At 72.0% G+C, this 23,337-nt stretch carries 25 protein-coding genes and 1 pseudogene; 14 read left to right on the top strand and 12 right to left on the bottom strand.

The window, feature by feature from the left end; all coding sequences use genetic code 11:
* Positions 1–8 precede the first annotated feature (8 nt).
* The 3 genes from SNOUR_RS05965 to SNOUR_RS05955 form a co-directional block, all read right to left on the bottom strand.
* Positions 9–461: a spore-associated protein A gene (locus tag SNOUR_RS05965; protein ID WP_067344455.1), complete on the bottom strand. Its 453-nt coding sequence runs from the start codon at positions 459–461 to the stop codon at positions 9–11.
* Positions 462–623: 162 nt separating this feature from the next.
* Positions 624–1,499 (bottom strand): lysozyme, encoded by an 876-nt coding sequence (locus SNOUR_RS05960; RefSeq protein ID WP_067344453.1) that lies wholly within the window; start codon positions 1,497–1,499, stop codon positions 624–626.
* A 330-nt stretch (positions 1,500–1,829) separates the two neighbouring features.
* Positions 1,830–2,486 carry a transglycosylase SLT domain-containing protein gene (locus SNOUR_RS05955; RefSeq protein ID WP_067344451.1) on the bottom strand — a complete coding sequence of 219 codons (657 nt, stop codon included), beginning with the start codon at positions 2,484–2,486 and terminating at the stop codon, positions 1,830–1,832.
* Between the two features lie 552 nt (positions 2,487–3,038).
* Here SNOUR_RS05955 and SNOUR_RS05950 point away from each other — a divergent pair.
* Positions 3,039–3,263, top strand: a complete 225-nt coding sequence (locus tag SNOUR_RS05950) for a hypothetical protein (protein WP_039630184.1) — start codon at positions 3,039–3,041, stop codon at positions 3,261–3,263.
* A gap of 87 nt (positions 3,264–3,350) precedes the next feature.
* Here SNOUR_RS05950 and SNOUR_RS05945 read toward each other — a convergent pair whose 3' ends face one another.
* From SNOUR_RS05945 to SNOUR_RS05925, 5 genes are all read right to left on the bottom strand, one after another.
* On the bottom strand, positions 3,351–4,058 hold the full coding sequence (locus SNOUR_RS05945; protein ID WP_067357748.1) for a transglycosylase SLT domain-containing protein: 708 nt from the start codon (positions 4,056–4,058) through the stop codon (positions 3,351–3,353).
* 448 nt (positions 4,059–4,506) lie between these two features.
* Positions 4,507–5,400 (bottom strand): alpha/beta fold hydrolase, encoded by an 894-nt coding sequence (locus SNOUR_RS05940; protein ID WP_067344449.1) that lies wholly within the window; start codon positions 5,398–5,400, stop codon positions 4,507–4,509.
* Positions 5,401–5,503: 103 nt separating this feature from the next.
* Positions 5,504–6,745: a beta-ketoacyl-[acyl-carrier-protein] synthase family protein gene (locus tag SNOUR_RS05935; RefSeq protein WP_067344448.1), complete on the bottom strand. Its 1,242-nt coding sequence runs from the start codon at positions 6,743–6,745 to the stop codon at positions 5,504–5,506.
* Entirely contained in the window at positions 6,742–6,975 is a 234-nt protein-coding gene (locus SNOUR_RS05930) for an acyl carrier protein (protein ID WP_039630177.1), read from the bottom strand. Before SNOUR_RS05930 ends, SNOUR_RS05935 begins: the two co-directional genes overlap by 4 nt.
* A gap of 297 nt (positions 6,976–7,272) precedes the next feature.
* Complete coding sequence (locus SNOUR_RS05925; RefSeq protein ID WP_039630175.1) at positions 7,273–7,725, bottom strand: MarR family winged helix-turn-helix transcriptional regulator; 453 nt, start codon at positions 7,723–7,725, stop codon at positions 7,273–7,275.
* Between the two features lie 168 nt (positions 7,726–7,893).
* On the opposite strand from SNOUR_RS05925, the gene SNOUR_RS05920 reads away from it, so the two are divergent.
* The 4 genes from SNOUR_RS05920 (at position 7,894) to SNOUR_RS48075 (ending at position 10,466) form a co-directional block, all read left to right on the top strand.
* Positions 7,894–8,304: an organic hydroperoxide resistance protein gene (locus SNOUR_RS05920; protein WP_067344447.1), complete on the top strand. Its 411-nt coding sequence runs from the start codon at positions 7,894–7,896 to the stop codon at positions 8,302–8,304.
* A 135-nt stretch (positions 8,305–8,439) separates the two neighbouring features.
* Positions 8,440–9,864, top strand: a complete 1,425-nt coding sequence (locus SNOUR_RS05915) for a PP2C family protein-serine/threonine phosphatase (protein ID WP_312632069.1) — start codon at positions 8,440–8,442, stop codon at positions 9,862–9,864.
* Positions 9,865–9,951: 87 nt separating this feature from the next.
* On the top strand, positions 9,952–10,239 hold the full coding sequence (locus SNOUR_RS05910) for a DUF6400 family protein (RefSeq protein WP_312632068.1): 288 nt from the start codon (positions 9,952–9,954) through the stop codon (positions 10,237–10,239).
* Positions 10,240–10,241: 2 nt separating this feature from the next.
* On the top strand, positions 10,242–10,466 hold the full coding sequence (locus SNOUR_RS48075; RefSeq protein WP_079143355.1) for a hypothetical protein: 225 nt from the start codon (positions 10,242–10,244) through the stop codon (positions 10,464–10,466).
* A gap of 108 nt (positions 10,467–10,574) precedes the next feature.
* Here the strand turns inward: SNOUR_RS48075 and SNOUR_RS05905 are convergent.
* Positions 10,575–11,393, bottom strand: a pseudogene (locus SNOUR_RS05905) (S41 family peptidase); the annotation flags it as partial.
* A 34-nt stretch (positions 11,394–11,427) separates the two neighbouring features.
* Between SNOUR_RS05905 and SNOUR_RS05900 the strand changes: the two are divergent.
* From SNOUR_RS05900 to SNOUR_RS05890, 3 genes are all read left to right on the top strand, one after another.
* Positions 11,428–12,297 (top strand): SCO6745 family protein, encoded by an 870-nt coding sequence (locus SNOUR_RS05900; protein ID WP_067344446.1) that lies wholly within the window; start codon positions 11,428–11,430, stop codon positions 12,295–12,297.
* A 395-nt stretch (positions 12,298–12,692) separates the two neighbouring features.
* Positions 12,693–13,412 carry a hypothetical protein gene (locus tag SNOUR_RS05895; protein ID WP_312632067.1) on the top strand — a complete coding sequence of 240 codons (720 nt, stop codon included), beginning with the start codon at positions 12,693–12,695 and terminating at the stop codon, positions 13,410–13,412.
* Between the two features lie 199 nt (positions 13,413–13,611).
* Positions 13,612–14,298 carry a pyridoxamine 5'-phosphate oxidase family protein gene (locus SNOUR_RS05890; protein WP_067344444.1) on the top strand — a complete coding sequence of 229 codons (687 nt, stop codon included), beginning with the start codon at positions 13,612–13,614 and terminating at the stop codon, positions 14,296–14,298.
* 70 nt (positions 14,299–14,368) lie between these two features.
* On the opposite strand, the gene SNOUR_RS05885 is transcribed toward SNOUR_RS05890, so the two are convergent.
* A complete protein-coding gene (locus tag SNOUR_RS05885; RefSeq protein WP_079142252.1) occupies positions 14,369–15,070 on the bottom strand; it encodes a TVP38/TMEM64 family protein in 702 nt (233 codons plus the stop codon).
* Between the two features lie 266 nt (positions 15,071–15,336).
* On the opposite strand from SNOUR_RS05885, the gene SNOUR_RS05880 reads away from it, so the two are divergent.
* The 6 genes from SNOUR_RS05880 (at position 15,337) to SNOUR_RS05855 (ending at position 20,706) form a co-directional block, all read left to right on the top strand.
* Positions 15,337–15,564 carry a hypothetical protein gene (locus SNOUR_RS05880; RefSeq protein WP_067344443.1) on the top strand — a complete coding sequence of 76 codons (228 nt, stop codon included), beginning with the start codon at positions 15,337–15,339 and terminating at the stop codon, positions 15,562–15,564.
* 108 nt (positions 15,565–15,672) lie between these two features.
* Positions 15,673–16,848, top strand: a complete 1,176-nt coding sequence (gene tuf, locus SNOUR_RS05875) for an elongation factor Tu (protein WP_067344441.1) — start codon at positions 15,673–15,675, stop codon at positions 16,846–16,848.
* A gap of 341 nt (positions 16,849–17,189) precedes the next feature.
* A complete protein-coding gene (locus SNOUR_RS05870) occupies positions 17,190–18,032 on the top strand; it encodes a patatin-like phospholipase family protein (RefSeq protein ID WP_067344440.1) in 843 nt (280 codons plus the stop codon).
* 319 nt (positions 18,033–18,351) lie between these two features.
* Positions 18,352–19,185, top strand: coding sequence for a spermidine synthase (locus tag SNOUR_RS05865; RefSeq protein ID WP_067357741.1), 834 nt, complete (start codon positions 18,352–18,354; stop codon positions 19,183–19,185).
* A 103-nt stretch (positions 19,186–19,288) separates the two neighbouring features.
* The gene (locus tag SNOUR_RS05860) at positions 19,289–19,747 is read left to right on the top strand and encodes a DUF4442 domain-containing protein (RefSeq protein WP_067344438.1); all 459 of its coding nucleotides are present in this window, start codon (positions 19,289–19,291) and stop codon (positions 19,745–19,747) included.
* A 293-nt stretch (positions 19,748–20,040) separates the two neighbouring features.
* Positions 20,041–20,706 carry a DedA family protein gene (locus SNOUR_RS05855; protein ID WP_039630154.1) on the top strand — a complete coding sequence of 222 codons (666 nt, stop codon included), beginning with the start codon at positions 20,041–20,043 and terminating at the stop codon, positions 20,704–20,706.
* A 134-nt stretch (positions 20,707–20,840) separates the two neighbouring features.
* Here SNOUR_RS05855 and SNOUR_RS05850 read toward each other — a convergent pair whose 3' ends face one another.
* Both SNOUR_RS05850 and SNOUR_RS05845 read right to left on the bottom strand, forming a co-directional pair.
* Positions 20,841–21,050: a hypothetical protein gene (locus tag SNOUR_RS05850; protein WP_039630152.1), complete on the bottom strand. Its 210-nt coding sequence runs from the start codon at positions 21,048–21,050 to the stop codon at positions 20,841–20,843.
* A gap of 92 nt (positions 21,051–21,142) precedes the next feature.
* Positions 21,143–23,074 (bottom strand): ATP-binding protein, encoded by a 1,932-nt coding sequence (locus tag SNOUR_RS05845; protein WP_067344436.1) that lies wholly within the window; start codon positions 23,072–23,074, stop codon positions 21,143–21,145.
* Between the last annotated feature and the right edge of the window lie 263 nt (positions 23,075–23,337).

The following is a 23,337-nucleotide window of genomic DNA, read 5'->3' as shown; positions in this document are numbered from 1 at the left end:
CGGCCGGTTCAGTGCCGGACCACGACCCCGGGCGCCATCCGCCCGCAGTTGGAGCCGGCGACCCGGACGCTCACCTTCTCGATGGCCCCGCCCCAGTCCACGCACCGGCCTTTCGCCGCGAGATAGACCGGTCCGGCGTACGCGGTGTATTTCCCGCTGTCGAATACCGGATCGGAACTGTGGTCTGACGGCCCGAGCTCGGCATGGACGAATACCGGCTTCCCCGGACTGTTCCGGACCGTCACCACACAGTTCTTTCCGGTCTTTGCGCTGTACGTGAGATAGACCGTGCCTTTTCCGCTGACCGGTGCGGAATTCACGACGGCGTAACCGGCGCCGCACGCCCCGTTGTACGCCGCGCCGCGGACCGGAGCGGCCGCGGCGCTGGTGGCCAGGCCCATGGTGGCGACGCTCGCCGCGGCCAGCGCCGCGGAACCGATGAGGAGAGAGGAACGCTTCATGGAAAACCCCCGTCAGGTGGTGTCCTTCGCGTGGTCGTGCACCGAATTGGTGCCGCACCGTGTTGGACACCGGCCGGACGGGGATGGTTGCAGGCGAAATTCCGCCAGTACGCGTGTTCCTGTTTCCGCTGCGTCGCCTTTTGCCCGCTCGTCGGCCTTCGCTCAGTCGTCGTCCTCGCCGTTGGCCAGCACTTTCAGCCTGCTGTACGGGCCGTTGAACCGGTTGTGGTCGCCGACGGTGTGCCCCGAGGAGGTGTGCTGCCAGATGCTGTGGAACCGCCAGGCGCCCGGCAGGGTCCCGACGGACGAGCCGTAGCGCGGGATCCACAGCGGGTTGCTCCGGCCGAACCGGTCGGAGTTGCCGGTGCACCGCTTCCACCAGTTCGTCGAGGTGTAGATCACCGCGTCCCGACCGGTCTCCTCCCGGTAGGCGCGCACGAAGTCGGCGATCCAATTGACCATGCTCGAATGGCTCCTGCCGTAGCAGGTCGCGCCGTAGGGGTTGTACTCCATGTCGAGCGCGCCCGGCAGCGTCCGGCCGTCCCGCGACCAGCCGCCGCCGTGGTGCGAGAAGTACCGGGCCTGCTCGGCGCCGCTGGAGTGGTCCGGCAGCGCGAAGTGGTACGCACCGTGGATCATGCCGGCGTTGTACGAGCCCCGGTACTGCTGCTCGAAGTACGGGTTCTTGTAGCTGTTCCCCTCGGTGGCCTTGACGTAGGCGAACCGCACCCCCATATGCCGCAGCTTGCGCCAGCCCACGGTGCCGTTGTGGCTGGAGACATCGACGCCGGCCACGGTCTTCCGGTTCCAGGCGCCGCGCTGCTCCGACGGGCCGGACCCGTCGGTCCCCTCGTGCACCGCGATGGTCGAGCCCATCCAGTCCTGCTCGGGGTGGGCGGGGGTCTTTCCGGCGTCCGGTGTCGCGGTGGCGGTGCCGGGCAGGCCGAGCGGCAGTGCGAGCACGGTGACGAGTGTGACGAGGGAGCCGGCCGCAAGGTGGACCGTACGCCGGGCCGGTGCGGATCTGCGCAAGGGCATCGCGTGCCTCCGAAGAACTTCGGTCGAGTCTGTTTCGGCAGCTTTTGAGCAGGACCCTGCCGATGAAAAGACTTATACGCTGAAATGACCGATTCCATGGCTCGATGGGCCCGCGGTCCGCCGTCCGGCCGGGCCATCTCACTCGTCTGGGCGGCCCCCGCGGGCCTTCCGTCCGACGGCCGTGGCACATGACGAGCGGGCCCCGGCAGTGCCGGGACCCGCTCTCCGCTCAGCGGCGAACGCGCCATGTCGCCGCTTCGCCAGCTCTCTATGCCGACCCTGCCGGGTCGCCTGTCTCCTGCGTTGCTTCCGCCATCGACGGTGGCTCGCTCAGTACGCCGAGTTGACGTTGTCGATCGAGCCGTAGCGGTGCGCCGCGTAGTTGGCGGCGGCGGTGATGTTGGCCACCGGGTCGGTGAGGTTATGGGCGGTGCCGGACACGTGGTAGGTGTCGAAGGTGGGCTGGATCACCTGCAGCAGGCCCTTGGAGGGTATGCCGTTCTGGGCGTTGACGTCCCAGTCGTTGACGGCCTCGGGGTTGCCGCTGGACTCGCGCATGATGTTGCGGTGCAGGCCCTCGTAGCTGCCGGGGATGCCCTTGGACTGCATGATGTCCAGGGACTGGCGGATCCAGCCGTCGAGGTTGTCGGCGTACTTCTTCGGCGCGGCCGGGCGGTCGGCGGACCGGCTGGCGGCCTGCTCGGCGACGCGGTCCTGCTTCGCGACGGCGGTGACCTTGATGTGGTCCGCGACGGACGCGCTCACCGGACGCTCGGCCTTGCTGTCGGCCTTGGCGGGCATCCCGTCGGCGCTCACCGGCTTGACCGTGGCGGGGGCGTGCGCGGCCGTGGTCGCGGCGTGGCTCGGGGCCGCGGTGACGGCCAGGCCCGTGGTGGCGCTGGCGGCGGCCAGAGCGGCCACGGCGACCTTGTGGGTGCGGGTGATACGGGCGATCCGGGCAGCGCGGGGCAGGGTGAAACTGGGCATACGGGGGTGACCTCTTCCAGGTACGGGGGACGGGGAGGCGGCCATCGTTGGCGCGTTCGGACCGGAGGCTCTTGGCCGCGTTCGCCGTTGGGGCGGGAGGTGCGGCGCGCTCTCGGTGCGACGGGATCCATGGTTAACGGCCGACCTCGTGGGTGGCAATGCCCCCCTGTACTACCTCTCTTCGTGAGATGTCAGTTGATGTCCGAATTGAGTGGGTATTTACGCCGCGTTTGCGGGCCGGCTCCACCTCGGCATCGACTAGGCGGGCTCGTACGTGACGTACGTCGCGTGCCCGGGGTCACCCGCAGAGGCCCTCGAAAGCCCCCGCGGAGTCCCGTGAAAGTTGCCTGGGTCACATCCGAAATCCCCATCGCCGCCGCCCACTTCGGGCTCCCCGGGGCGCGCCCGAGGCGGTTCGCGCCCCCTCGTCCGTCGATACGGCGGCGCTGCTCGTCCGTTCGTAGCAGCGTCCGGGCTGTCGGAAGGCGGCGGAACCGCAGGTCCCGGAGAGTGAGAGCACGCACAACCACCACTCACCGTAGGGAAGTGCTCATGCTCCGTCGCCTCACCGTCGTGCTCGCCGGCCTGGTCGCCGCAGGATCCCTCGCCACCGGCGTCGCCGCCGCGGCCCCCGCCGACCACCACGGCCGCCAGCGTCAGCACGACCGTCATCACCAGCACCGCCTCACCCCCAGGGAGCGCGAGGGCCTCCGTATCGCCGGCCACGTCCTGGACGTCCTCTTCGGCGGCCCGTCGCGCCAGGACCACATGTACTGACGCCCATGGCGATGGCCCTGACCGCACAGTGCGGTCAGGGCCATCGCCATGGGCGTCGCAGGCGCCTCGGGGGCGCGAAAAGCCGCCTCAGTAAGCCGAGTTGACGTTGTCGATCGAGCCGTAGCGGTGCGCCGCGTAGTTGGCCGCGGCGGTGATGTTGGCCACCGGGTCGTACAGGTTATGGGCGGTGCCGGACACGTGGTAGGTGTCGAAGGTGGGCTGGATCACCTGCAGCAGGCCCTTGGAGGGTATGCCGTTGCGGGCGTTGATGTCCCAGTCGTTGATGGCGTACGGGTTGCCGCTGGACTCGCGCATGATGTTGCGGTGCAGGCCCTCGTAGCTGCCGGGGATGCCCTTGGACTGCATGATGTCCAGGGACTGGCGGATCCAGCCGTCGAGGTTGTCGGCGTACTTCTTCGGCGCGGCGGCCTTGGGGGCGGCCTTCGGCGCCTCCTTGGCGATCTCCGTGCGCTCGGCGGAGCGGTTGGCGGCCTGCTGGGCGGCGTGGCCCTGCTCGGCGACCGCGGTCACCTTCAGGCCGTCCGAGACCGAAGCGGCGACCGTGCGGTCCTGCTCCTTGGCGTCCGCGCCGGCCTGCTCCTTCGCGACGACCGGCAGGCCGTTGGCGCCGACCGGCTTGACCACGGCGGATGCGTGGGCGGCCGGGGACGCGGCGTTGCTCGGCGCCGCGGTCATGGCCAGGGCGGCCGCGCAGCTCGCGGAGGCCACCAGCGCCGCGGAGACCTTGTGCGTGCGGGTCAGGCGGACGGAACGGGGCAGGGAGAAGTTGGGCATGGGCATGCGAGGGTGACCTCTTCCAGGGCGTGGTGGCGGGGGAGGTGGCCATCGGTGGCGTTTGTCGGAACCGAGGGTCAGTGCCGCGCTCGCCGCTCTGGCGGGGTCCGCAGGCCCGTTCTCGGTGGTACGGGAAACATGGTTAGCGCCGGCCCGGGATGATGGCAATGATGCCGTGTACTACCCATCTTCGTGCGTTCGGGCGAGATGTCCGTAATGGGGCCTGTGATTTCCGGCCCGCACCGTCCCCGGACCCGACTAGGCCGAGTCGTACGTGACGTACGTCGCGTGCTGGGCGTCACCGCCGGAGGCCCTCAAGAGCCCCTCCGGACACGGCAGTTTGTGCCCCCGGTCACAGCCCGGCGGGGCCGGTTCGCCACCCCGGCGAACCCGGCCCCGCCACTGTGCGGTCACCCGGCTACGGCACGTGGCCGCCGGGTCCCTCCGCTCACGCCCACGCCGGATCGGCGACCGCTCCCGCCCCCGTCGCGGCCTGCCGCGCCACCGTCCCCAGCGGCCGGTCCGTGAAGAAGCGGACCGCCAGCTCCGCGACCTCCGCCGGGCGCTCCAGCACCACCCAGTGGTCCGCGTCGGGAATGCTCAGGAAGCGGCTGCCCGCGATCGTCGCCGCGAAATCCCGCTGCCGGGCCGGTGGCGTCACCGTGTCGTGCTCACCGCTGAAGACCAGCGCGGGGATGCCGGACAGGCCCCCCGAGAAGTCCGGTCGGTCGGTCAGCGCCCGGCGCAGCGAGTCCACCGCGTGCGGCGAGTGCAGCGCCGCCTGCAACATCGCCCGCCGTACATAGCGGTACGCCAGCTCCCGCCGGGTCACCGACCGACTCTCGTCCTGACACAGCAGCCCCTCGGCCACCATCGTCGCGAAGGTGTCGGTGTCCCCGTCCGTGAGGAACCGCGAGGCCCGCCGCCAGTGCGCCACCTGTCCCTCGGTGATGTGCGACGGCACCCCGCCCAGCACGAGCCGGGCGATCCGCCCGGGGAACCGCCGGGCGCACCCGAAGGCCAGGCCCGCCCCGTAGGAGAAGCCGAAGAGATTGATCCGCGGGGCGCCGAGATCGTCGATGATCCGCAGGATCGCCGCACACAGCAATTCGATGCTCGGCCCCGGCGGCAGCGCCTCCGCGCCGCCCATACCCGGCAGATCCGCGGTCACCACGTCCGCCACCGGCGTCAGCCGGTCCTCCATCTGCGGCCAGCCGAACATCCCCTGCAACGCACCGCCCAACACCATGACGGGCTCGACGCACCGATCCGGCCGCCGCAACACCCGGTACGCGTACGAAACCCCGCGCACCGACAAGGAACGGATCACTTCCTCGGACATGGCTTTCCTTCTGGGAGAGGCTCGATGGGGCCCGGAGCACCGGTCATGCCCCGGGGCGCGACCGGTGGATCACGACCGGGCGCCCCGATCCACCGGAGGGGCCCTAACCGCGGGTCAGGACGAGCGCCGCATTGTGGCCCCCGAACCCCAGCGACGTCTTGACCGCACAGTCGAACGCCGCCGGCCGGGCCTCGGCGTGCACCACGTCGATCGGGATCCGGGGATCGGGCACCGTCAGGTTGGCGGTCGGCGGCACCAACTGCTGCTCCAGCGCCAACACGGTCAACGCGGTCTCGATCCCGCCCGCCGCGCCCAACGTGTGCCCGGTCATCGCCTTCGTCGACGTCACCAACGGATGCTCGCCGAGCACTCTTTGCAACATCACCGCCTCGATGCGGTCGTTGAGCACCGTCGAGGTGCCGTGCGCGTTCACATGCCCCACGTCGTCGGGCCGGACGTCGGCGTCCGCCAGCGCGCTGCGCAGCGCCCGCTCGACGCCCCGCCCCTCGGGATCCGGCGCCACCGCCCCGTACGCGTCACTGGACGCTCCGTAGCCGGCGATCTGCGCACGGATCGGCGCCCGCCGGGCCCGGGCGTGCTCGGGCCGCTCCAGCACCAGCAGCCCCGCACCCTCGCCGACGACGAAACCGTCCCGGTCCACGTCGAACGGGCGACAGGCCGCGGCCGGGTCGTCGCGCCGCGTGGAGACCGCCTTCATCTGGCAGGCGCTGGCGATCAGCAGCCGGGAGAGCACCGACTCCGCACCGCCCGCGATGGCGATGTCACAGGCTCCGGCGCGCAGCAACTGGTGCGCCGTGCCCACCGCGACGGTCCCGGAGGAGCAGGCCGTCGCCACTCCCAGGCTGGGGCCGTGCGCCCCGAGGTCCATGCAGACGCTGCTGGCCGCGCTGTTGATCACGGTCAGCGGCGCGAGCTTGGGGGAGACCCGCCGGGCGCCGTACCCGGCCATCACCGCGCTCTGCTGGTCGTAGAACGGCAACCCGCCGTGGGCGGATCCGATCACCACCGCGACCCGGCCGCTGTCCCAGCTCTCCGGGTCCAGCCCGGCATCGCCGACCGCCTCCCGGGCGGCGATCACCGCGAGCTGCGAGAAGCGGTCCATCAGCCGCTGGGCGGCCACACCGAGCAGCGCGGTGGTGTCCAGATCCGCCGCGGTGTACATGAAGTCGCAGGGCAGGTCGACGAGTTCGGCCTGCTGGGACACATTGCCGGGCACCACCTCATGGGTGATGGTGTGCCAGGTGGCCTTCGTCCCCACGCCCGCGGCGGTCACCAGGCCCAGTCCGGTCACGGCCGCGGCGAACGGCTGCTGCCGGGCCGTCACGCGGCGACTTTGCCGTCGATGGCCGCCACCAGCTGTCCCACCGTGTCGCGCGAGGTCAGCGACACCTCTTCCAGATCGATGTCCAACCGCTCCTCGATGAGCACCCGGAGCTCTTCCAGGGCGAGGGAATCCAGCCGCAGGTGGCGCAGCGGAGTCTGCGCGGTCACCTCTCCGCGGGCGACCCCGAACCGTTCCTCCAGCAAGGTGTTGACAACTTCTGCCGCATTCACGTGGCGCTCCTCCGCTGTTCGTAGGCGATGCCGCCAACCGCGTTCTGGGCGGGATTTCGCCGGTGACTCCGGCTGGTTTGGCCACCCTTTATACGCCTTTGTCCCGGTCGCTCCCCAACCGTGGTAGCTCAAAGGGGTGATGGGGCACACCGGAGTGGGGGAGAGGCCCCCTTACGGGTGCCATGCGCCGCGGGGGGCAGCTCGTTGTCTAACGCTCGAACGGGCAGCGGGGTACGGGTCGGACGCCGGCGGCTGCGGGGCACCCCCGCGCCGCGTCCGCCGGACCGCGGTCTGCGCTCAGGCTTCGTCGAGCGCGCCGGTGACCCGCCCCAACAGGCTGCGCAGCGTGCGGAGTTCGTCGACGGTGAGCCCGGTGGCGGCCATCATCCGCCGGGGGACCGGCAGTGCCCGCTCCCGCAGCTCCTCGCCGGCCCCGGTGAGTCGGATGATCACCGAGCGCTCGTCCTCGGGGCTGCGCTCCCGGTGCACCAGCCCCGCCGTCTCCAGCCGCTTCAGCAGCGGCGAGAGCGTGCCGGAATCCAGCCGCAGCCGCTCGCCGATGCTCTTCACCGGCTCCGGCCCGTGCTCCCACAGCACCAGCATGACCAGGTATTGGGGGTAGGTCAGCCCCAGCTCCTTCAGTGCGTCCCGGTAGACGTTGCCGAACGCCCGCGAGGCGGCGTGCAGCGAGAAGCAGACCTGATGGTCGAGGCGGAGCAGTTCGGCGTCGGAAACCGGGAGCGTGGTCATGGCTCCAGGTTAACGCGGGGCGGCCAATTAAGTTGTACACAACTAACTTGTGCACAACTCAATTGCGTGCGAGTGTGGTGTCCGGCCGGATCGCACGGCCGGCCCACCACGGGCCGCGAGGTCGTGCGCCGTCCGCCCTCATTCACCACCCGCTCGAAGGGACCCCTCATGGACGCGCTGTACACCGCCGCCGCCACCGCCAATGGTCGCGAGGGCCGGGCCGTCAGCTCCGACGGCCGGCTCGACCTCGCCCTGGCCATGCCCCCGGCGCTCGGCGGCAACGGCGCCGGCACCAACCCGGAGCAGCTCTTCGCCGCCGGGTACGCCGCCTGCTTCGCCAGCGCGATGGCCAACGTCGGCCGCCAGATGAAGCTCGACACCAAGGACGTCTCGGTCACCGCCGAGGTCTCGATCGGCAAGGACGACACCGGCTTCGGCCTCGCCGTCGTCATGCGGGTCGAGCTCCCGGACGCCCTGGCGGGCGAGGCGGGGCGGCAGCTCGTCGAGGCCACGCACCAGTTCTGCCCCTACTCGAAGGCCACGCGCGGCAACATCGACGTCGAGCTGGTCATCGAGTAGCGGGCCGAGGGCGGGGCGGCGCGACGGAGCGGTGCGTCCGGCGCCGACACCGCGTCGCCGCCGGGGATGTCACGGGATCATCATCGCGAATCGGGTTATCCGGGCATTTGCCTCACCTGAGTGCAACCATGGTGCATGCCCTTTCGACGGCTGACGCATCTGTACCAGCGACCGGATCCGAGCCACGCCCTGATGCTGATCCCGGTCGGGCTGATCGTCGCGGTCTGCATGATCGACGTCCTCTCCCCGCCGGACATCCACCTGGGGCCGCTCCTCGTCGCCGCCCCCGCCCTCACCGCCGCCCTGGCCGGACCCGGCCCGACCGCCCTGATCGGCACGCTGGCGGTCGCCGCCCAGGTGAGCATCGGTCTCGCCCGCGGCGTGTTGTTCACGGAGAACCTCTACGCGCAGATCGGTGCCCTGATCGTGGTCTCCGCGCTGGTCTTCGTCTTCACCGTCGTACGGGAACGCAACGAACGCCGCCTCTCCCGCAGCCGCTCCGTAGCCGCCGTCGCCCAAAAAGTCCTCCTACGCCCCCTCCCCCCACACAGCGGCGACCTCGAAATCGCCTCCCTCTACCTCCCCGCCGAAGAAGAAGCAGAAATGGGCGGCGACCTCTTCGCCGCCGCCCGCACCACCGCCAGCACCCGCCTGATCATCGGCGACGTCCGCGGCAAAGGACTCCCCGCCTACAGCCACGCCGCCCTCATCCTCGGCGCCTTCCGCGCCGCCGCCCACCGCCAAGCCACCCTCCCCCGCCTCGCCCGCCACCTCGACGGCGCCATCCGCTGGGACACCAGCCAATGGCACACCACCACACACCACACCAACCCCACCACCAACACCAGCACCGACACTGACGCCCGCGCCGGTGCCGAGGCCGGGGTCGGCGCCGGTGCCGGGGTCGAGGTCGGCGCCGAGGAGACCTTCGCCACCGTCTGCCTCCTCGACATCCCCGACCACCGCCACGAACTGAGCACCATCAGCTGCGGCCACCCACCCCCACTCCTCCTCCGCAACGGCCACGCCCACCCCCTCACCCCCCACCACACCGCCCTCCCCATCGGCCTCGGCGCCCTCACCGGACCCCCCAACTACCCCACCGACACCTTCCCCTTCCACCCCGGCGACCTCCTCCTGCTCTACACCGACGGCGTCACCGAAGCCCGCAACTCCCACGGCACCTTCTACCCCCTCACCGAACGCGCCCCCGCCTGGACCCACCACACCCCCACCACCTCCTCCAACAACTACGCCAAGACCTCCTCACCCACACCAACGGCCGCCTCACCGACGACGCCGCAGCCGTCGCCATCCGCCGCCTCCCACCCCACCCCCACACCCCGACCATCCGCATGCGGAGGACGGGACCTCGTAGCCGGCCCGGGGCCCCGGGGTGACATGGACCGCAGGCAGTCCCGCCGCCCAGCCGGGCATCACATCCGACGCGCCGGGCATGACATCCGTCACGCCCCGCCGCCCGGCCTCCCGCTTCGCCCCCGATATTCCGCGCTTCCGCGGCCCTCCCTCGGCCCGTATCCGGAGGGTCCATCCGGCTGACGCTTCCTCAGTCTCGTCCCACTTGCTAAACACGTCCGATCGGGGGGACTCGTCCGAATCGTCCGCGAGTGGTACAGGAAGCGCAGCATGACCGACCACACCGGCTCCTCCGACTCCAGAGCCGACATATCCCGCGTCACCGGCATCTCCGGTGACGGTTCCCTGGGGACCTTCGAGTTCGACTTCGCCGGCCACGAAGCCCGACGACGGGCCGAGGTCGTCGCCGCGCTCGGCGACGACTGGGACCCCGTCGCGGTGCTGGCGGGCGAGGCGGAGGCGCAGCGGCTCCTCTACTCCGGCCTCGACGCCGACCAGCAGGCCCTCTATACCCGGCTGGTCGCCGCCGGAGTGCTGCCGGCCACCGAGCAGGGCTGAGCATGCTGCCGATCGACCCCACCGCCGACATCGGCCGCCGCGCCTGGGTGCCCTGCCCCCGCTGCCAGGACCACCAGGACTGCGGTACCTGCAGCGACGGCCGCACCTGCGCCGACCACTGGCGCTACCTGCTGTCCAACAAGGGCAGCCGGCTGCACCTCCAGTGCCCCACCTGCGCCCACCTCTGGTCCTGGGACTCCGGCTTCGGCGCCGGCGGCCGCCCCTGACGCGGCCGCTCCCGCTGCACCGGCACCCGCTTGCACCTCGCTCCGCCGGGCCTCCTCGTAGGCGACTTCGAGCGCCCGCTCCGCCGGAACGGGGCGGTCGGAGCGGACTCCCACGCCCTCCCGGTTGGTGCCCGTCACCGCGTTCACGGTCCGCGCGGTCGGCACCGCGACGGTGAGGTGCGCGGTCACCGGATGCCGGGCGGTGGGATGCGCAGCGCCCCGCGTCGTCTCGCCGACCACCACCGCCCGCCCGTGCGCCTGCAGCGTGTACGCCACGTCCTCCCCGCCGGAGAACGTGGTGGCACTGGTCAGCACGTACACCGGCCGGTCGAGGTAGCGGGGCGCGGGCAGGTGCGCCATCGTCCAGTACCAGCGGGTGGAATCGGTGGCCCGCTCGTAGATGTCGTTGAGGTGCGCCTGGTCGTCGGGGAAGAAGTAGCCGCACCACATGGCCGCCCCCTCGGGCGAGCCGCCGAGGCAGCCCCACAGGTCGAGCAGGAGAGCCCGGGTGTGCGCGACCGGCTTCATCGCCGCGCCGATCGCCCGAGCGTCCTCACCAGCGTCGGCGATCCGCCGGAGCTCGATCCGGCCCACGTTCCCGTCGAGCCGCTCCACGGCGCGGATGCCCTGGCTCTCCGCCCCCGACACGGCGAGGAAGGCCGCCCGGCCCGCGTCGTCGTCCTCCGGTGCCACGGACCGCGGCTCGTCCTGCCACAGCAGTCGGAGGTGCTTGTCAGGGCAGACCTCCTGAAGATGCGCGCTCACCGCCGCGCGGAGCTCCGCGCCGTCCAGCGCGTCCGCCGCCCTTTCCCGCCGCCCTTTCCCGCCGCTCTCCTGCGCCGCCGCCCGGACGGCGATAGCGTGCGGATCACGGAGCCACCCCGGGAACCGCCCCGCACAGGCCACCGGGACCGCCCCTCCGCCCATCGCACCCCCAGCAGCCGACCGAGGAGCACACAGCATGGAGCCGACCACGGCACAGCGGGCACGATCGCTCTGGCTGATGACCGAACCCCTGCACGCGGTCTGCTACTTCGACGACGACTGCCGGGCCCTGGGCAAGTCCCTCGGTCTCAAGGGTTTCTGGATGGGCTACTTCGCCGCCCGCACCGCGCCCCTGGGCGCCGTCGAACCCGCGGCCGCCACCGCAGTCCTCGGCGTCTTCGCCCCGGGTATGGTGGCCCGCGCGCTGCCCGCCGCGTGGAACATCGTCAGCCCCGCCCACGTCCTCGACGAACGCGGCACCCGCGCCGCCCACGCCCTGCGCACGATCGCCCCGGACCTGGACCAAACCGCCCCCGCGCTGCTGCCCCGCCTCCAGGAACTCGTCGATGCCGCCCCCGACACCGCACGCCCCCTCTTCGCCGCCAACCGCGCACTGTGCGACCACGCCGACCCCGTGGAGCGCCTGTGGCAACTCACCGCCGCACTAAGGGAGTTCCGCGGCGAGGCCCATCTGGCGGTGCTCGCCGAACGGGAACTGGACGGCTGCGAGGCGCTGGTCCTCACCGCCGCCTCCGGCCGGGTGCCCGAGGGCACCATGCGCGAGGACCGCGGCTGGACCAAGGAGGAGTGGGCCGCCGCCGCGGACCGACTGCGCTCCCGCGACCTCCTCGACGCCCACGGCGAGCCGACCGCGTCGGGGCTGCGCGAACGCACCCACATCGAGGAGGAGACCGACCGCCTGGCCGCCCGGCTGCTCCGCCCCCTCTCCCCGTCGGAAGTCGACGAACTGCTGGAGCTGCTGCACCCCGTCGTCCGCCGCATCCTCGCCGCGGACGTGCTGCCCTTCCCCAACCCCATCGGCCTGCCCCACCCCGACACGCCGTAACGCCGTTCGACACCGCGCCCCCGAAGCATCCCGTACCACCTTCCGCTCGTCGGAACGACCGGTACGAGCCGCCGACCCCCGGCACGTCCGGCTGATTCAGAAGGTAACGCGCCGCACTGACAATCGAGTTCTCCCCGACGAGGGCGGCCCCTGGACTACGACGTGATTGTCAGCCGCGCTACGAGGTGATTGTCATCTGGTGGTCCGATGGGTGCTTTGGGGTGCTTTGCAGCGACAGATCGGATCACCTCCGACGGAAGCGGCGTTGTCTGAGTATGGATCCGAGAGATTTGTGGGACCGTAACGCCGTACTGGCAGAAGCGTTTTGTCGTGGTGACGAACGTGTCCGGGAAGCACAGGCCAGACTTGACGAGGCACAGGCCGATCGCTCCCGCGTGCTGGCGGCGTTCGCGGTGACGGTGGGCAGTACGGGCGCGGTGGCCGGACTGTTCGGGCTCAACGAACGGGAAGTGCGGATCGCCCGGCGCACAGTGGGCAAGGACGACGCGCGCGCCGTCGCCGAGGAACTCCTGTCCACCACCGCCCGCGTGCCGCCCAGGGAAAAAGAACCGGAAGAACCAGCTCCGGTGGCCGACCACAATTCCGATCCGCTCACCGCGACCGGCAGTCGCCCGACCGCCACGGTGCCCCCTGCCGTCCCGCCGGACCAGAACTGGTCGCCCGCCATGGACGCGGTCCTGATCGGCAGTTGGCAGACCGGCGTGGACCTGAGGGAACTGGCCGTCGAATTCGGTCTCGACCTCTCGCGCCTGATCGCCCGCGCCCAGCAACTGTCCGCCCAAGGGCGCTTCTACCCGGGCCCCACCGAGACCTACGCGGGCCGGCACCGCCGGGGCCCCGGCGACGTCCAAGAGGCCGAATACACCATCCCCGCCCAGCAGTCGGCGACCTGGAACGGTGCGCCGGCCGCCCATCACATGACCTCCGCCTGGCACACGGGCGCGATGCCCGCCACCGACTCCGTTGCCGACGTCACCGCCCTCACCTCCGACTGGGACAGCGCCCTCGCCCCCTGGGGCAGCATCGCCCCGGCCCACGAGGAGCCCGCCGCGGCGGCCCACCAACCCTGGGCCCAATATCACCTCAGCTCCTGACCATCGACTCTGTACGAATTCGGTTGCCACATAGCTTCTTGGCAACGAATTCCGTGAAGTACCTGGCATGAATATTGTGAAGTCGTTAATCTGACGGGCAGACCCGCTGGGCTGCCCACTCGCGTACACAGCCCGCCTCCCGGCCCGCGGCACGGCAGCTCCCGTACCCCGGCAGCCCACAGCAGACAGGCAGACCGCCATGACCACGTCCATACCCGCCACGGGCCGCACACTGAATGAAACCGACCGCACCCGACACCGCCGGCTCCGCGAACAAGGCAGCCTCGACCGCGCCGAACTCGACGCCATCCTGGCGGCCGGCTTCGTCTGCCACCTCGGAGTGACCGTCGACGGCACCGTCCGCGTGATACCCACCGTTTACGGAACGGACGGCACCACCCTCTACTTCCACGGCTCGGTCGCCAGCCGTAGCCTCGTCTCCTCCCCGGGCGCGGACGTCTGCGTGACCGTCACCCACGTCGACGGCCTGGTGCTGGCCCGCTCGGTCTTCGAGCACGGCGTCAACTACCGCAGCGCGATGATCTACGGAGCACCCCGCCCCGTCACCGACGACGCGGAAAAGCTCGCGGGACTGCGTTGCCTCACCGAGCAGTCCGCACCCGGCCAATGGGAGTACGCCCGTCGCCCCAACCGCAAGGAACTGGCCGCCACCGCACTGCTCGCCCTGTCCCTCGACGAGGCATCGGTGAAGATCAGGACCGGCGCCCCGGAGGACGGCGACGGCCCGGACGCCGAACTGGGCCTGTGGGCCGGCGTCCTCCCGCTCCGCACCGCATGGGGTACCCCCGAACCGGACCCCGCACTCGGCACCGGGACACCGCTCCCGCCCCACATCGCCGCCCGCGCCGGAACACCCGCGTCCTGACGGCCGCAGGCCACGAACTCCCGAGTGAACGGGCCATGGGGAAGCGGTCCCGCGTGAACGGGACGTGCGCTCAGCCCCCGCGCAACGCCTTCCGCTTGTACCAGGCGATGGCCACCGCCACCAGGCCACTGACCGCGATGAAGCCCATGGACAGCAGGAACGCCGGCGAGGTGGGCGCCGACGCCCGCGCCCCCGCGACCGCGTAGGCCGCCGTATTCGGGACGCTCCCCAGCGTCGTGGCCGCCAGAAAAGGGAACCACCGCATCCTGGAGACCGCCGCGCAGTAGTTCGTCGCCGCGAACGGCAGCCCCGGGAGCAGCCGGATCAACAGCATCGAGCGGAACCCGTGCTCGCTCAACTGCCGGTCGGCGGCGGTCAGCCAGCGGGCGCGCAACAGCGGCCGCAACGCGTCCTGCCCGAGCAAGCGGCCGAGCCCGAACGCCAGCCCGGCGCCCAGCACCGTCCCGGCGAGCGCCGTGACCAGCCCCGACTGACTGCCGAACAGCGCGCCCGCGGCGAGGTTCAGGACCGGCCGCGGTACGAAGGCGGTGGTGCACACGCCGTACGCCACCGCGAACATCGCCAGCGCCGTCGGCCCCGACCACTGCGCGGGCCAGCCACCGGACAGCAACTGTTGCGGGCGCCACAGCAGCATCGCCGACGCGGCGCAGGCCAGCAGGACCAGCAGCAGGGCAAGCCGCGACCAGGGCGAGAACAACACACGCGTGCAGCGTGCGGCGAGGCCGTCGGGCGTGGCGGCGGGGGCGGGCATCCCGGGAGCGTAACCGACGCCTCCGGCGCACCGGAGGAATCCGGGCCGCACGGCCACGAATCGGGACGGCCGGCAGACTCGGGTCCGTCGCGCGCCGGCGCCCCGCACCGTGCGCCGGGCGGCCGCGCAGCGCCGCGAGGCGTCGTCCTGATGCCGTCCCGCTGCTGTCCCGATGCCGTTCTGCTGCTGCCGCGCTGCCGTCCGACTGCCGTCCCGCGGCCGTAAATCGTTCGACGCCGGAGCGGCGCCCCGGCACCATATGACGCATGTTCCGGCACGCCTTCCTTCCGATGCCGTCCGCGGTCGCACCGACCGCCGCGGACGCGCCGAAGGCTGCCGCCGCATTCCTCGCCGCGGCCCCGGCGATCGACGGTGCCGTCCCCGCCGCATGCCCGGCCGGCACCGCAGCGCTCGCCGTCGCAGCAGCCACCACCGCTCCCGCCGCCGCGGCAGCCCTCCGGGCCGCCGTTGCCGCAGACGGCGCGCGAAGCTGACCCTCTCCGGATCGTCCGGCGGACCCCGCAGGGGGAGGGTCGGAGCGGACCAGGGGTCCCCACGGCGCCACTTCGCCGTCATCACCGCATTTCGCGAGGAAGAACACCATGCCCAAGACGGCATACGTCCGGACCAAGCCGCATCTGAACATCGGCACCATGGGCCACGTCGACCACGGCAAGACCACGCTCACCGCCGCCATCACCAAGGTCCTCAGCGACCGGGGCACCGGCACGTTCGTACCGTTCGACCGCATCGACCGGGCCCCGGAGGAGGCCGCCCGCGGCATCACCATCCAGATCTCGCACGTCGAGTACGAGACCGACACCCGGCACTACGCCCATGTCGACATGCCCGGCCACGCCGACTTCGTCAAGAACATGGTCACCGGCGCGGCCCAGCTCGACGGCGCGATCCTGGTCGTCTCCGCGCTCGACGGGATCATGCCGCAGACCGCCGAGCACGTCCTGCTCGCCAAACAGGTCGGCGTGCGGCACGTCGTCGTCGCGCTCAACAAGGCCGACGCGGGCGACCCCGAGCTCACCGACCTCGTCGAGCTGGAGGTGCGGGAACTGCTCACCGCACACGGCTACGACGGCGAGCACCTGCCCGTCGTCCGGGTCTCCGGCCTCCGCGCGCTGGAGGGCGACCCGCGCTGGACCGACGCGATCGCCGCCCTGCTGGACGCCGTGGACACCTATGTCCCGGTGCCCGAGCGGTATGTGGACGCGCCGTTCCTGCTGTCCGTGGAGAACGTGCTCACCATCACCGGACGCGGCACCGTCGTCACCGGGGCCGTCGAACGCGGCACGGTGCGCTGCGGCGACCAGGTGGCCGTACTGGGCGGGGAGACGGTGCACACGGTCGTCACCGGGGTGGAGACCTTCGGCAAGCCCATGGAGTCCGCCCAGGCGGGCGACAACGTGGCGCTGCTGCTGCGCGGCCTGCCCCGTGACCAGGTGCGCCGCGGCGACGTGGTCGCGAGGCCCGGCAGCGTCACCCCGCGACACCGTTTCACCGCGGAGATGTACGTCCTCTCCTCCGAGGAGGGCGGCCGCCGCACGCCGCTGTCCACCGGATACCGACCGCAGTTCTACATCCGCACCGCGGACGTGGTCGGCGCCGTCGACCTCGGCGAGCGGGCCGTCGCCCGCCCCGGCGAGACCGTGACCGTGACGGTCGAACTCGGCCGCGCGGTACCGCTGGAGCCGGGCCTCGGCTTCGCCATCCGCGAGGGCGGCCGAACCGTCGGCGCGGGCACGATCCGCACCGTCGAGGGCTGACCTCGTAGGGACCAGAGGGGAAGGACGGGGCCGCCACCCCGGGCGGGGATCCCACCCGGAGCCCACTCGGCGGCCACCAGGGGCCCGTCCGGCCATGCCAGGCCGGACGGGCCCCGACTCCGTCGGCCCCGCCGCCCCTCCCGGCCGCCGTGTCCGGTTCGCTTCCCCGTGCCACTGTTCACCTCGGCGCCTCGCCTTTACGATTCCGCCGGACCCCGTCCCCTACGACGACCACGACTACGACTACGACCACGACCACGACTGCTACAGCTGCTGCTGCGCCTGCGGACTTCGGCCGCCCACTACGGCGAGGAACCAGGGCGCGAGAGGAAGGTCATCGCATGCCGAGAACGGCGTTGGTCCTCGGTGGTGGGGGACTCACCGGCATCGGCTGGGAGGTCGGCATGCTGGTCGGGCTCGCGGAGGCGGGCGTTGACCTCGGCGGGGCCGATGTCGTGATCGGCACCTCCGCCGGGTCGATCGTCGGCGCGCAACTGACCTCCCGTCTGCACACGTTGGAGGAGTTGTACGCGCACCAACTGGCCGCGCCGGACGGGCGGCCGGTCGACCGCATGGGCCCGGCGATGTTCGCCCGGTTCGCCGCCATCGCGCTGCGGTCCCGGAACGCGGTGTCCTTCGGCGCCCGGATGGGCCGGCTCGCGCTGACCGCACACACCGTCCCCGAGGCGGCGCACCGCAGGGGGATCGCCCGGACCCTGGGCGTGCACGACTGGCCCGCGCGACGGCTCATGGTCACCGCGGTGGATGCGGTGACGGGGGAGCGCACCGCGTTCGACGCCACCAGCGGAGTCCCGCTCCTCGACGCGGTGAGCGCCAGCTGCGCCGTGCCGGGCGTCTACCCGCCGGTGACCATCGACGGGAAGCGGTGGGTGGACGGCGGAGTGCACTCCAGCGCCAATGTGGACCTGGCCGCGGGCTACGACCGAGTCGTGGTCGTTGCCCCCATCGCCGTCAGTGGTGGCCCGATCGTCGCGCCTCGGACGCAGGGCGCACGACTGACGGGCGAGGGCGCGCGGGTCTGCGTGATCACTCCGGACCGCGCCGCCAGGTCGGCGTTCGGCCGCAACGTCCTGGACCCCGCCAAACGCGCCGACGCCGCCCGCGCCGGCCGCCGCCAGTCAGCCACCCACGTCCCGGAAGTCCGCGCCCTCTGGACCACTTGATCACCCGGTCGCTCAACCGACCCCAGCACCCGATCGCCCTCCCACCACCAGATCACCCGCCACCCTCAAGAGGCTCTGCCGCCTTCCTCCAGTCGCCGCCACCCCGCTCCAGTCATCCCGCCCCGCCCGTCACAATGGCAGCGTGCACAACGAATCACCGGCGAACGGCTCACCGCGGACCGACGAAACCCCGACGGCCGACCAGACCGCCCCGGACCCCACGGTCGCCCAGACCTCCACCGAGATCTCCGCCCAGACCTCCGGTGAGACGGCAGGAGGTGATCGACGCGGACCGGCCGCCCCGCCCGCCGAGGATCCGATCCCCGTGACCCGCGCCGTCGACCACGGCACGGCCAAACTCCTCCCGGACATCGATCGTCCCCGCGCATGGCTGCTCACCGTGGACGGGGCCCCGCAGTCGTACGTCGACCTCGACGACCCCACCCACCTGGAGTTCGAGTACGTCCGCCGGCTCGCGCACGTCCTGGACGAGGCCGCGCCCGCGGGGCAGCCGCTGGACGTGCTGCACCTGGGCGGTGGCGCGCTGACCCTGCCCCGCTACCTTGCCGCGACCCGCCCGCACTCGCGGCAGGACGTGATCGACGCCGACCACGGCTTGCTCGCCCTCGTCACGGAATACCTGCCGTTGCCGGACGACTCCGGGATCACGGTGCACGCGCGGGACGCCCGAGCGGCCCTGGCGGACGCGCCGGAGGCCGGCGTCGACGTGATCGTGGCGGACGTCTTCAGCGGCTCGCGGGTGCCCGCGCAGCTGACCTCCATCGAGTACGCGCGCGCCGCCGCCCGCGCGCTGCGCCCCGACGGCTGCTACGCCGCGAACCTCGCGGACAGCTCCCCCTTCGACTTTCTGCGCCGCCAACTCGCCAACTTCGCTGAGGTCTTCGCCCACCTCGCCGTGATCGCGGAACCGTCGGTGCTGCGCGGCCGCCGCTTCGGCAACGCCGTGCTGCTCGCCTCGCAGGCAGAGCTTCCGATCGCCGACCTGGCGCGCCGCACCGCCGCCGACGTCTTTCCCGCACGTGTCGAGCACGGCCCAGCCCTGGAACGGCTGATCGCCGACGCGCGTCCGGTGCCGGACGCCGAGGCGCTCCCGTCCCCCGTACCCCCTGACGGGACCTTCAGCGTCGCCTAGTCGCCTGGCCCCAGGGGTGTGGTCGGGCGAGCGTTGGCCCGTCGGTCGGCGGGGTGGGGAAGGACCTCTTCACAGCTAAGCTACCGCTAGGTAACATGCCGCCATGTCCTCAGAGTCCCTGCCGTCGATCGGCGACATGATGGCGGCATCCGTGCCGATGGTCCGCACCCTGAACCTGGAGTTCACCGAGAGCACCACCGAGCGTGCCGTGGTCCGCATGGCCGACCAGCCCGACTTCCACAACCACGTCGGCGGCCCGCACGCCGGCGCGATGTTCACGCTGGCCGAGTCCGCCAGTGGCGCGATCGTGATGACGGCCTTCGGCGATCAGCTCGGTCGCGCCGTGCCGTTGGCGGTGGGCGCCGAGATCGGCTACAAGAAGCTCGCCATGGGGGCGGTCACCGCCACCGCCGAGCTGGGCCGCCCGATATCCGAGGTGATCGCCGAGCTGGACGCCGGGGGGCGCCCGGAGTTCCCGGTGAAGGTCGAGATCACCCGCGACAAGGACGGCGCGGTCACCGGCGAGATGACGATCGTGTGGACGCTCCGCCCCAATCAGTGAGGCTCGTCAGTGAGGCTGCGGCCCGACGGTGACCGTGGGTGAGTGGACGGGGCCTCCCCGCTGAGGCCCTCCGCCTCGGCCGTTTCGGGTCGGAGCGGAACTTTGACCGGTGTTGAGGCGTCTCCATAGGTGTCGTCGCGAAAGCCACCGCTCGTTCGGGGATTCACGATCGGGACGATCCGGTCGAGTACGCTTCCCTGGCGCGCCGATGCGGCGCGCCAGGGAAACGACCGATCGGTGCCGCGGCACCGGGCAACGGCCCATGGGGCCCCATACCAGCGGAGGAAGCGGCCTTGCACATCCAGGAGTGGCTGGCGACGGTACCCGCCGTGAGCGTCTACCTCCTTGTGGGGTTGGTCATCGGGCTGGAGAGCCTGGGCATTCCGCTGCCCGGCGAGATCGTCCTCGTCAGCGCGTCGATCCTGGCCGCGACCCAGGACCACATCAACCCCTATGTGCTGGGTGCCTGTGCCTCCGCCGGCGCGATCATCGGTGACTCCATCGGCTACATGATCGGTCGCAAGGGTGGCAAGCCGTTGCTGGCCTGGGCCGGCCGGAAGTTCCCCAAGCACTTCGGTCCGGACCATGTCGCCATGGCGGAGGCGAAGTTCGAGAAGTGGGGCATGTGGGCCGTGTTCTTCGGCCGCTTCATCGCGCTGCTGCGGATCTTCGCCGGTCCGCTGGCGGGCGTGCTGAAGATGCCGTACTGGAAGTTCCTGATCGCCAACATCCTCGGCGGCATCATCTGGGCCGGCGGTACGACCGCGCTGATCTACACCGTCGGCATCGTCGCCGAGCCCTGGCTCAAGCGCTTCTCGGTGTGGGGTCTGGTCGCCGCGGTGCTGTTCGGCATCGGGTCGTTCCTGCTGATGAAGCACCGGGCGAAGAAGGCCGCCGCGGCGCGCGAGGCGGCGGCGGTCGAGGCCCAGGCCCCGGTCGCCGCGACCACCCGCGACTGAGCCGGCGGCCGGCGCACGCACACGGCGCCCCGGATGTCCTGACGTGGACATCCGGGGCGCCGCGCTATTCCCGTGCTCGGCCCGGGGGACGCAAGGGGATCCCGTTGTCGTGGCACCCGCCCGCTGGGTGCCCGCTACGGCATCTGCCAGGTGTCCGGCCCGCCGTCGCGCCACTCGATGACGCCGGTGTCCTCCCAGACGAAGCGTGCGGTGGAGAATCCGGCCCGGCGAAGGATCGCGGCCACGTCGCCGGGGCGCAGTGCCCGGCCCAGATCGTGTCCGTGGAGCGTGACGCGGCGGCCGCCGGTGGACGGCGGATGCACGATGACGGGGGCACGCTTCATGCCTCCAGGATGCGACGGACCCGGCGGCTCCGCATCCCGAGCGCAGTTGCCGCGTCACGTACGGTTCCGAACCCGAGGTCGGTGGTGTGGGCTCACGGCCCGGTGCGCGGCCGGGAGAAGAACGGACGGTGGTCGGGGTCGGGGTCGGCGCCGCGCCACCAGCGCGGCTCGCCGCCGGTCCGGCGTACCGGGGCGGCGGTGCGGATGCCGCGGCGCAGCCCGGCCAGCATGGTGCGGGCGCCCACGATGAAGAGCGGGTCGCCGATCAGCTTCTTGGCGACCAGGGCCTTGCGGCAGGCCCGGAGCGCGGCGGCCGGGTCGCCGTGGGCGCGTTCGATCAGCGCGCGGGCGTAGAGGATCGTGGAGTGCAGCCAGAAGTCGCTGTCGGCGTGGCGGGATTCCCAGGCGCGGCGGGCCGCGTTCCGGGCCCGGACCGCGTCGAGCGGGGCGAGAGCGATGGCGAGCAGGGCCCAGCTGTGGGCGGGGCCGGGGCCGAACCACGGGTCGCGGGAGGAGTGTCGGGCGGCCTCTTCCAGACAGGCTACGGCGGTCGCGGTGTCCTCGCGGTAGAGCGCGAGGACCGCGTGTGCGTGGGTGATTCGGGCCAGGCCGTCGGCGTCCGCGTGCATCACGGCGGCCTGCCACGCGCGGGCGAGCAGGGGTTCCGCGGCGGCGGGGGCGTTCTCCTGGGCCGCGAGGTAGCCGGCGAGCCACAGGGCGCGGGCCCGGAGCGCGGTGTCCTCCTGGGCGAGCGGGAGCAGCCGGTCCAGGTGGGCGCGGCCTTCGCGGCGGAAGCCGCAGGCCGCCCACTGGAACCACAGGGAGACCGCGATGTCCAGGGCGCCGAGTGCGTCCTCGGCGTCCAACGGGGGCCGGGTCAGCGCCGCGTCGAGGTGGTGCCGTTCGTCCTCGACGAGGCGGACGGCGAGTTGCTGGCCGGTGCCCTGCCAGGTGATCTGGGCCTCGGCCGCGAGGGCCGCGCACGCCTGCCGGAACCGGCGCAGGGCCCCGGCCTCGTCGCCGGTCTCGCGCAGTCGGAGCCGCCCGAAGTCGCGGGCGCCGCGCGGGAGCCGGTAGCGGGGCGGCAGCGCGGTACCGGAGCCGGGGGCGCCCTCGGCGTCCCGTACGCATACGAGGACGGAGGCGGCGCGGAGGCGCTCCAGGGCGCTGTCGACGGCGGCTGCGGAAACGTCACTGCTGGCACAGACGCACTGCGCGAGCCAGGGGTCGAAGTCGCCGAGGAGAACCGAGAGGCGGGCCCAGACCCGGCGGTCGAGAGGGGAGCAGAGGGCGTAGCCGGCGGCGTGCGCGGCGTGCAGCGAGGTGTGGCGGGTGGTGGGGGAGGGGCCGGAGAAGTGCAGTGGGCCTTCCGTGTCCAGCCGGGCGGCGAGTTGGACCAGCGTCATCCGGCCCAGCTGCCGGGCGGCCAGTTCGATCGCCAGCGGGCAGCCCTCCAGCGCCCGGCACACCGCGACCAGCAGCTCCGGGGCGGCGGGGCCGGTGCGCGCGGCGAGGAGTTCGACGGCCGGTCCGGCGATGCCCTCGCCGAGGGACACCGGCAGCGGGGCGAGGGCGACGGTCCGCTCTCCGGGCAGTCCCAGCGGGCGGCGGGCCGTGGCCATGATCAGCAGCGCGGGTTCGGTCCGCAGCAGCCGGCGGACCAGGGCCGCGCAGGCGTCGAGCAGCGGGTCGCAGTCGTCGAGGAGGACGATCATGTGGTGGGCGCGGCAGTGCCGGGCGAGTTCTTCGACGGTGCCTGCCGGGGGGAGGCCGGCCGTGCGGCGGAGGGCGCCGGTCAGCTCATCCGCGGTCAGCCCGTCCCAGCAGGCGATCCGGACGACGGTGCCCGGATGGGCCGCGGGATGCTCCTGGAGGACGGCCCGGGCCAGCAGGCTCTTGCCCACCCCGGCCGGTCCGGTGAGCGTGACCGGCCCGGGCCCGCCCAGCAGCCCGGTCACCTGCTCGTGCTCAACTGCCCGTCCCACTACGGCGGGCAGCGGCCCGTGATCGGCCCACGCGGTCATCGGTCATCCCCAACCACGGCACAGCGCCTTGCGCTTCCCTAGGAACGACCCACGATGCCAGAGCCGGCCGTGGGGTAAACAGCGGATGGGCTGCACCGTTAGGGGGAAACGTGTTCGGTGCGCTTGACGCGGGTGTTCGTCTTCATGGTGATACAGATCGGTAAACCCCAGGTCACGAAGGGCGGGGGCGGCGCTCGGCAGCGGCCGGGTCGATCTTAAAGTGGTGCCTTTCGACCGGTTTCGCGGTGGCACCGTGGTGTCCC

The sequence above is a fragment of the Streptomyces noursei ATCC 11455 genome (assembly GCF_001704275.1).
GTDB classification, from domain to species: domain Bacteria; phylum Actinomycetota; class Actinomycetes; order Streptomycetales; family Streptomycetaceae; genus Streptomyces; species Streptomyces noursei.
Note: the sequence above shows the minus strand (reverse complement) of the source record. Positions and strands in the feature narration are given on the sequence as shown.

Coding starts and splice junctions, on each gene's coding strand:
- SNOUR_RS05965 (WP_067344455.1), bottom strand. CDS start 461: ATGAAGCGTTCCTCTCTCCTCATCGGTTCCGCGGCGCTGGCCGCGGCG.
- SNOUR_RS05960 (WP_067344453.1), bottom strand. CDS start 1,499: ATGCCCTTGCGCAGATCCGCACCGGCCCGGCGTACGGTCCACCTTGCG.
- SNOUR_RS05955 (WP_067344451.1), bottom strand. CDS start 2,486: ATGCCCAGTTTCACCCTGCCCCGCGCTGCCCGGATCGCCCGTATCACC.
- SNOUR_RS05950 (WP_039630184.1), top strand. CDS start 3,039: ATGCTCCGTCGCCTCACCGTCGTGCTCGCCGGCCTGGTCGCCGCAGGA.
- SNOUR_RS05945 (WP_067357748.1), bottom strand. CDS start 4,058: ATGCCCAACTTCTCCCTGCCCCGTTCCGTCCGCCTGACCCGCACGCAC.
- SNOUR_RS05940 (WP_067344449.1), bottom strand. CDS start 5,400: ATGTCCGAGGAAGTGATCCGTTCCTTGTCGGTGCGCGGGGTTTCGTAC.
- SNOUR_RS05925 (WP_039630175.1), bottom strand. CDS start 7,725: ATGACCACGCTCCCGGTTTCCGACGCCGAACTGCTCCGCCTCGACCAT.
- SNOUR_RS05920 (WP_067344447.1), top strand. CDS start 7,894: ATGGACGCGCTGTACACCGCCGCCGCCACCGCCAATGGTCGCGAGGGC.
- SNOUR_RS05915 (WP_312632069.1), top strand. CDS start 8,440: ATGCCCTTTCGACGGCTGACGCATCTGTACCAGCGACCGGATCCGAGC.
- SNOUR_RS05910 (WP_312632068.1), top strand. CDS start 9,952: ATGACCGACCACACCGGCTCCTCCGACTCCAGAGCCGACATATCCCGC.
- SNOUR_RS48075 (WP_079143355.1), top strand. CDS start 10,242: ATGCTGCCGATCGACCCCACCGCCGACATCGGCCGCCGCGCCTGGGTG.
- SNOUR_RS05900 (WP_067344446.1), top strand. CDS start 11,428: ATGGAGCCGACCACGGCACAGCGGGCACGATCGCTCTGGCTGATGACC.
- SNOUR_RS05890 (WP_067344444.1), top strand. CDS start 13,612: ATGACCACGTCCATACCCGCCACGGGCCGCACACTGAATGAAACCGAC.
- SNOUR_RS05885 (WP_079142252.1), bottom strand. CDS start 15,070: ATGCCCGCCCCCGCCGCCACGCCCGACGGCCTCGCCGCACGCTGCACG.
- SNOUR_RS05880 (WP_067344443.1), top strand. CDS start 15,337: ATGTTCCGGCACGCCTTCCTTCCGATGCCGTCCGCGGTCGCACCGACC.
- tuf (WP_067344441.1), top strand. CDS start 15,673: ATGCCCAAGACGGCATACGTCCGGACCAAGCCGCATCTGAACATCGGC.
- SNOUR_RS05870 (WP_067344440.1), top strand. CDS start 17,190: ATGCCGAGAACGGCGTTGGTCCTCGGTGGTGGGGGACTCACCGGCATC.
- SNOUR_RS05860 (WP_067344438.1), top strand. CDS start 19,289: ATGTCCTCAGAGTCCCTGCCGTCGATCGGCGACATGATGGCGGCATCC.
- SNOUR_RS05850 (WP_039630152.1), bottom strand. CDS start 21,050: ATGAAGCGTGCCCCCGTCATCGTGCATCCGCCGTCCACCGGCGGCCGC.
- SNOUR_RS05845 (WP_067344436.1), bottom strand. CDS start 23,074: ATGACCGCGTGGGCCGATCACGGGCCGCTGCCCGCCGTAGTGGGACGG.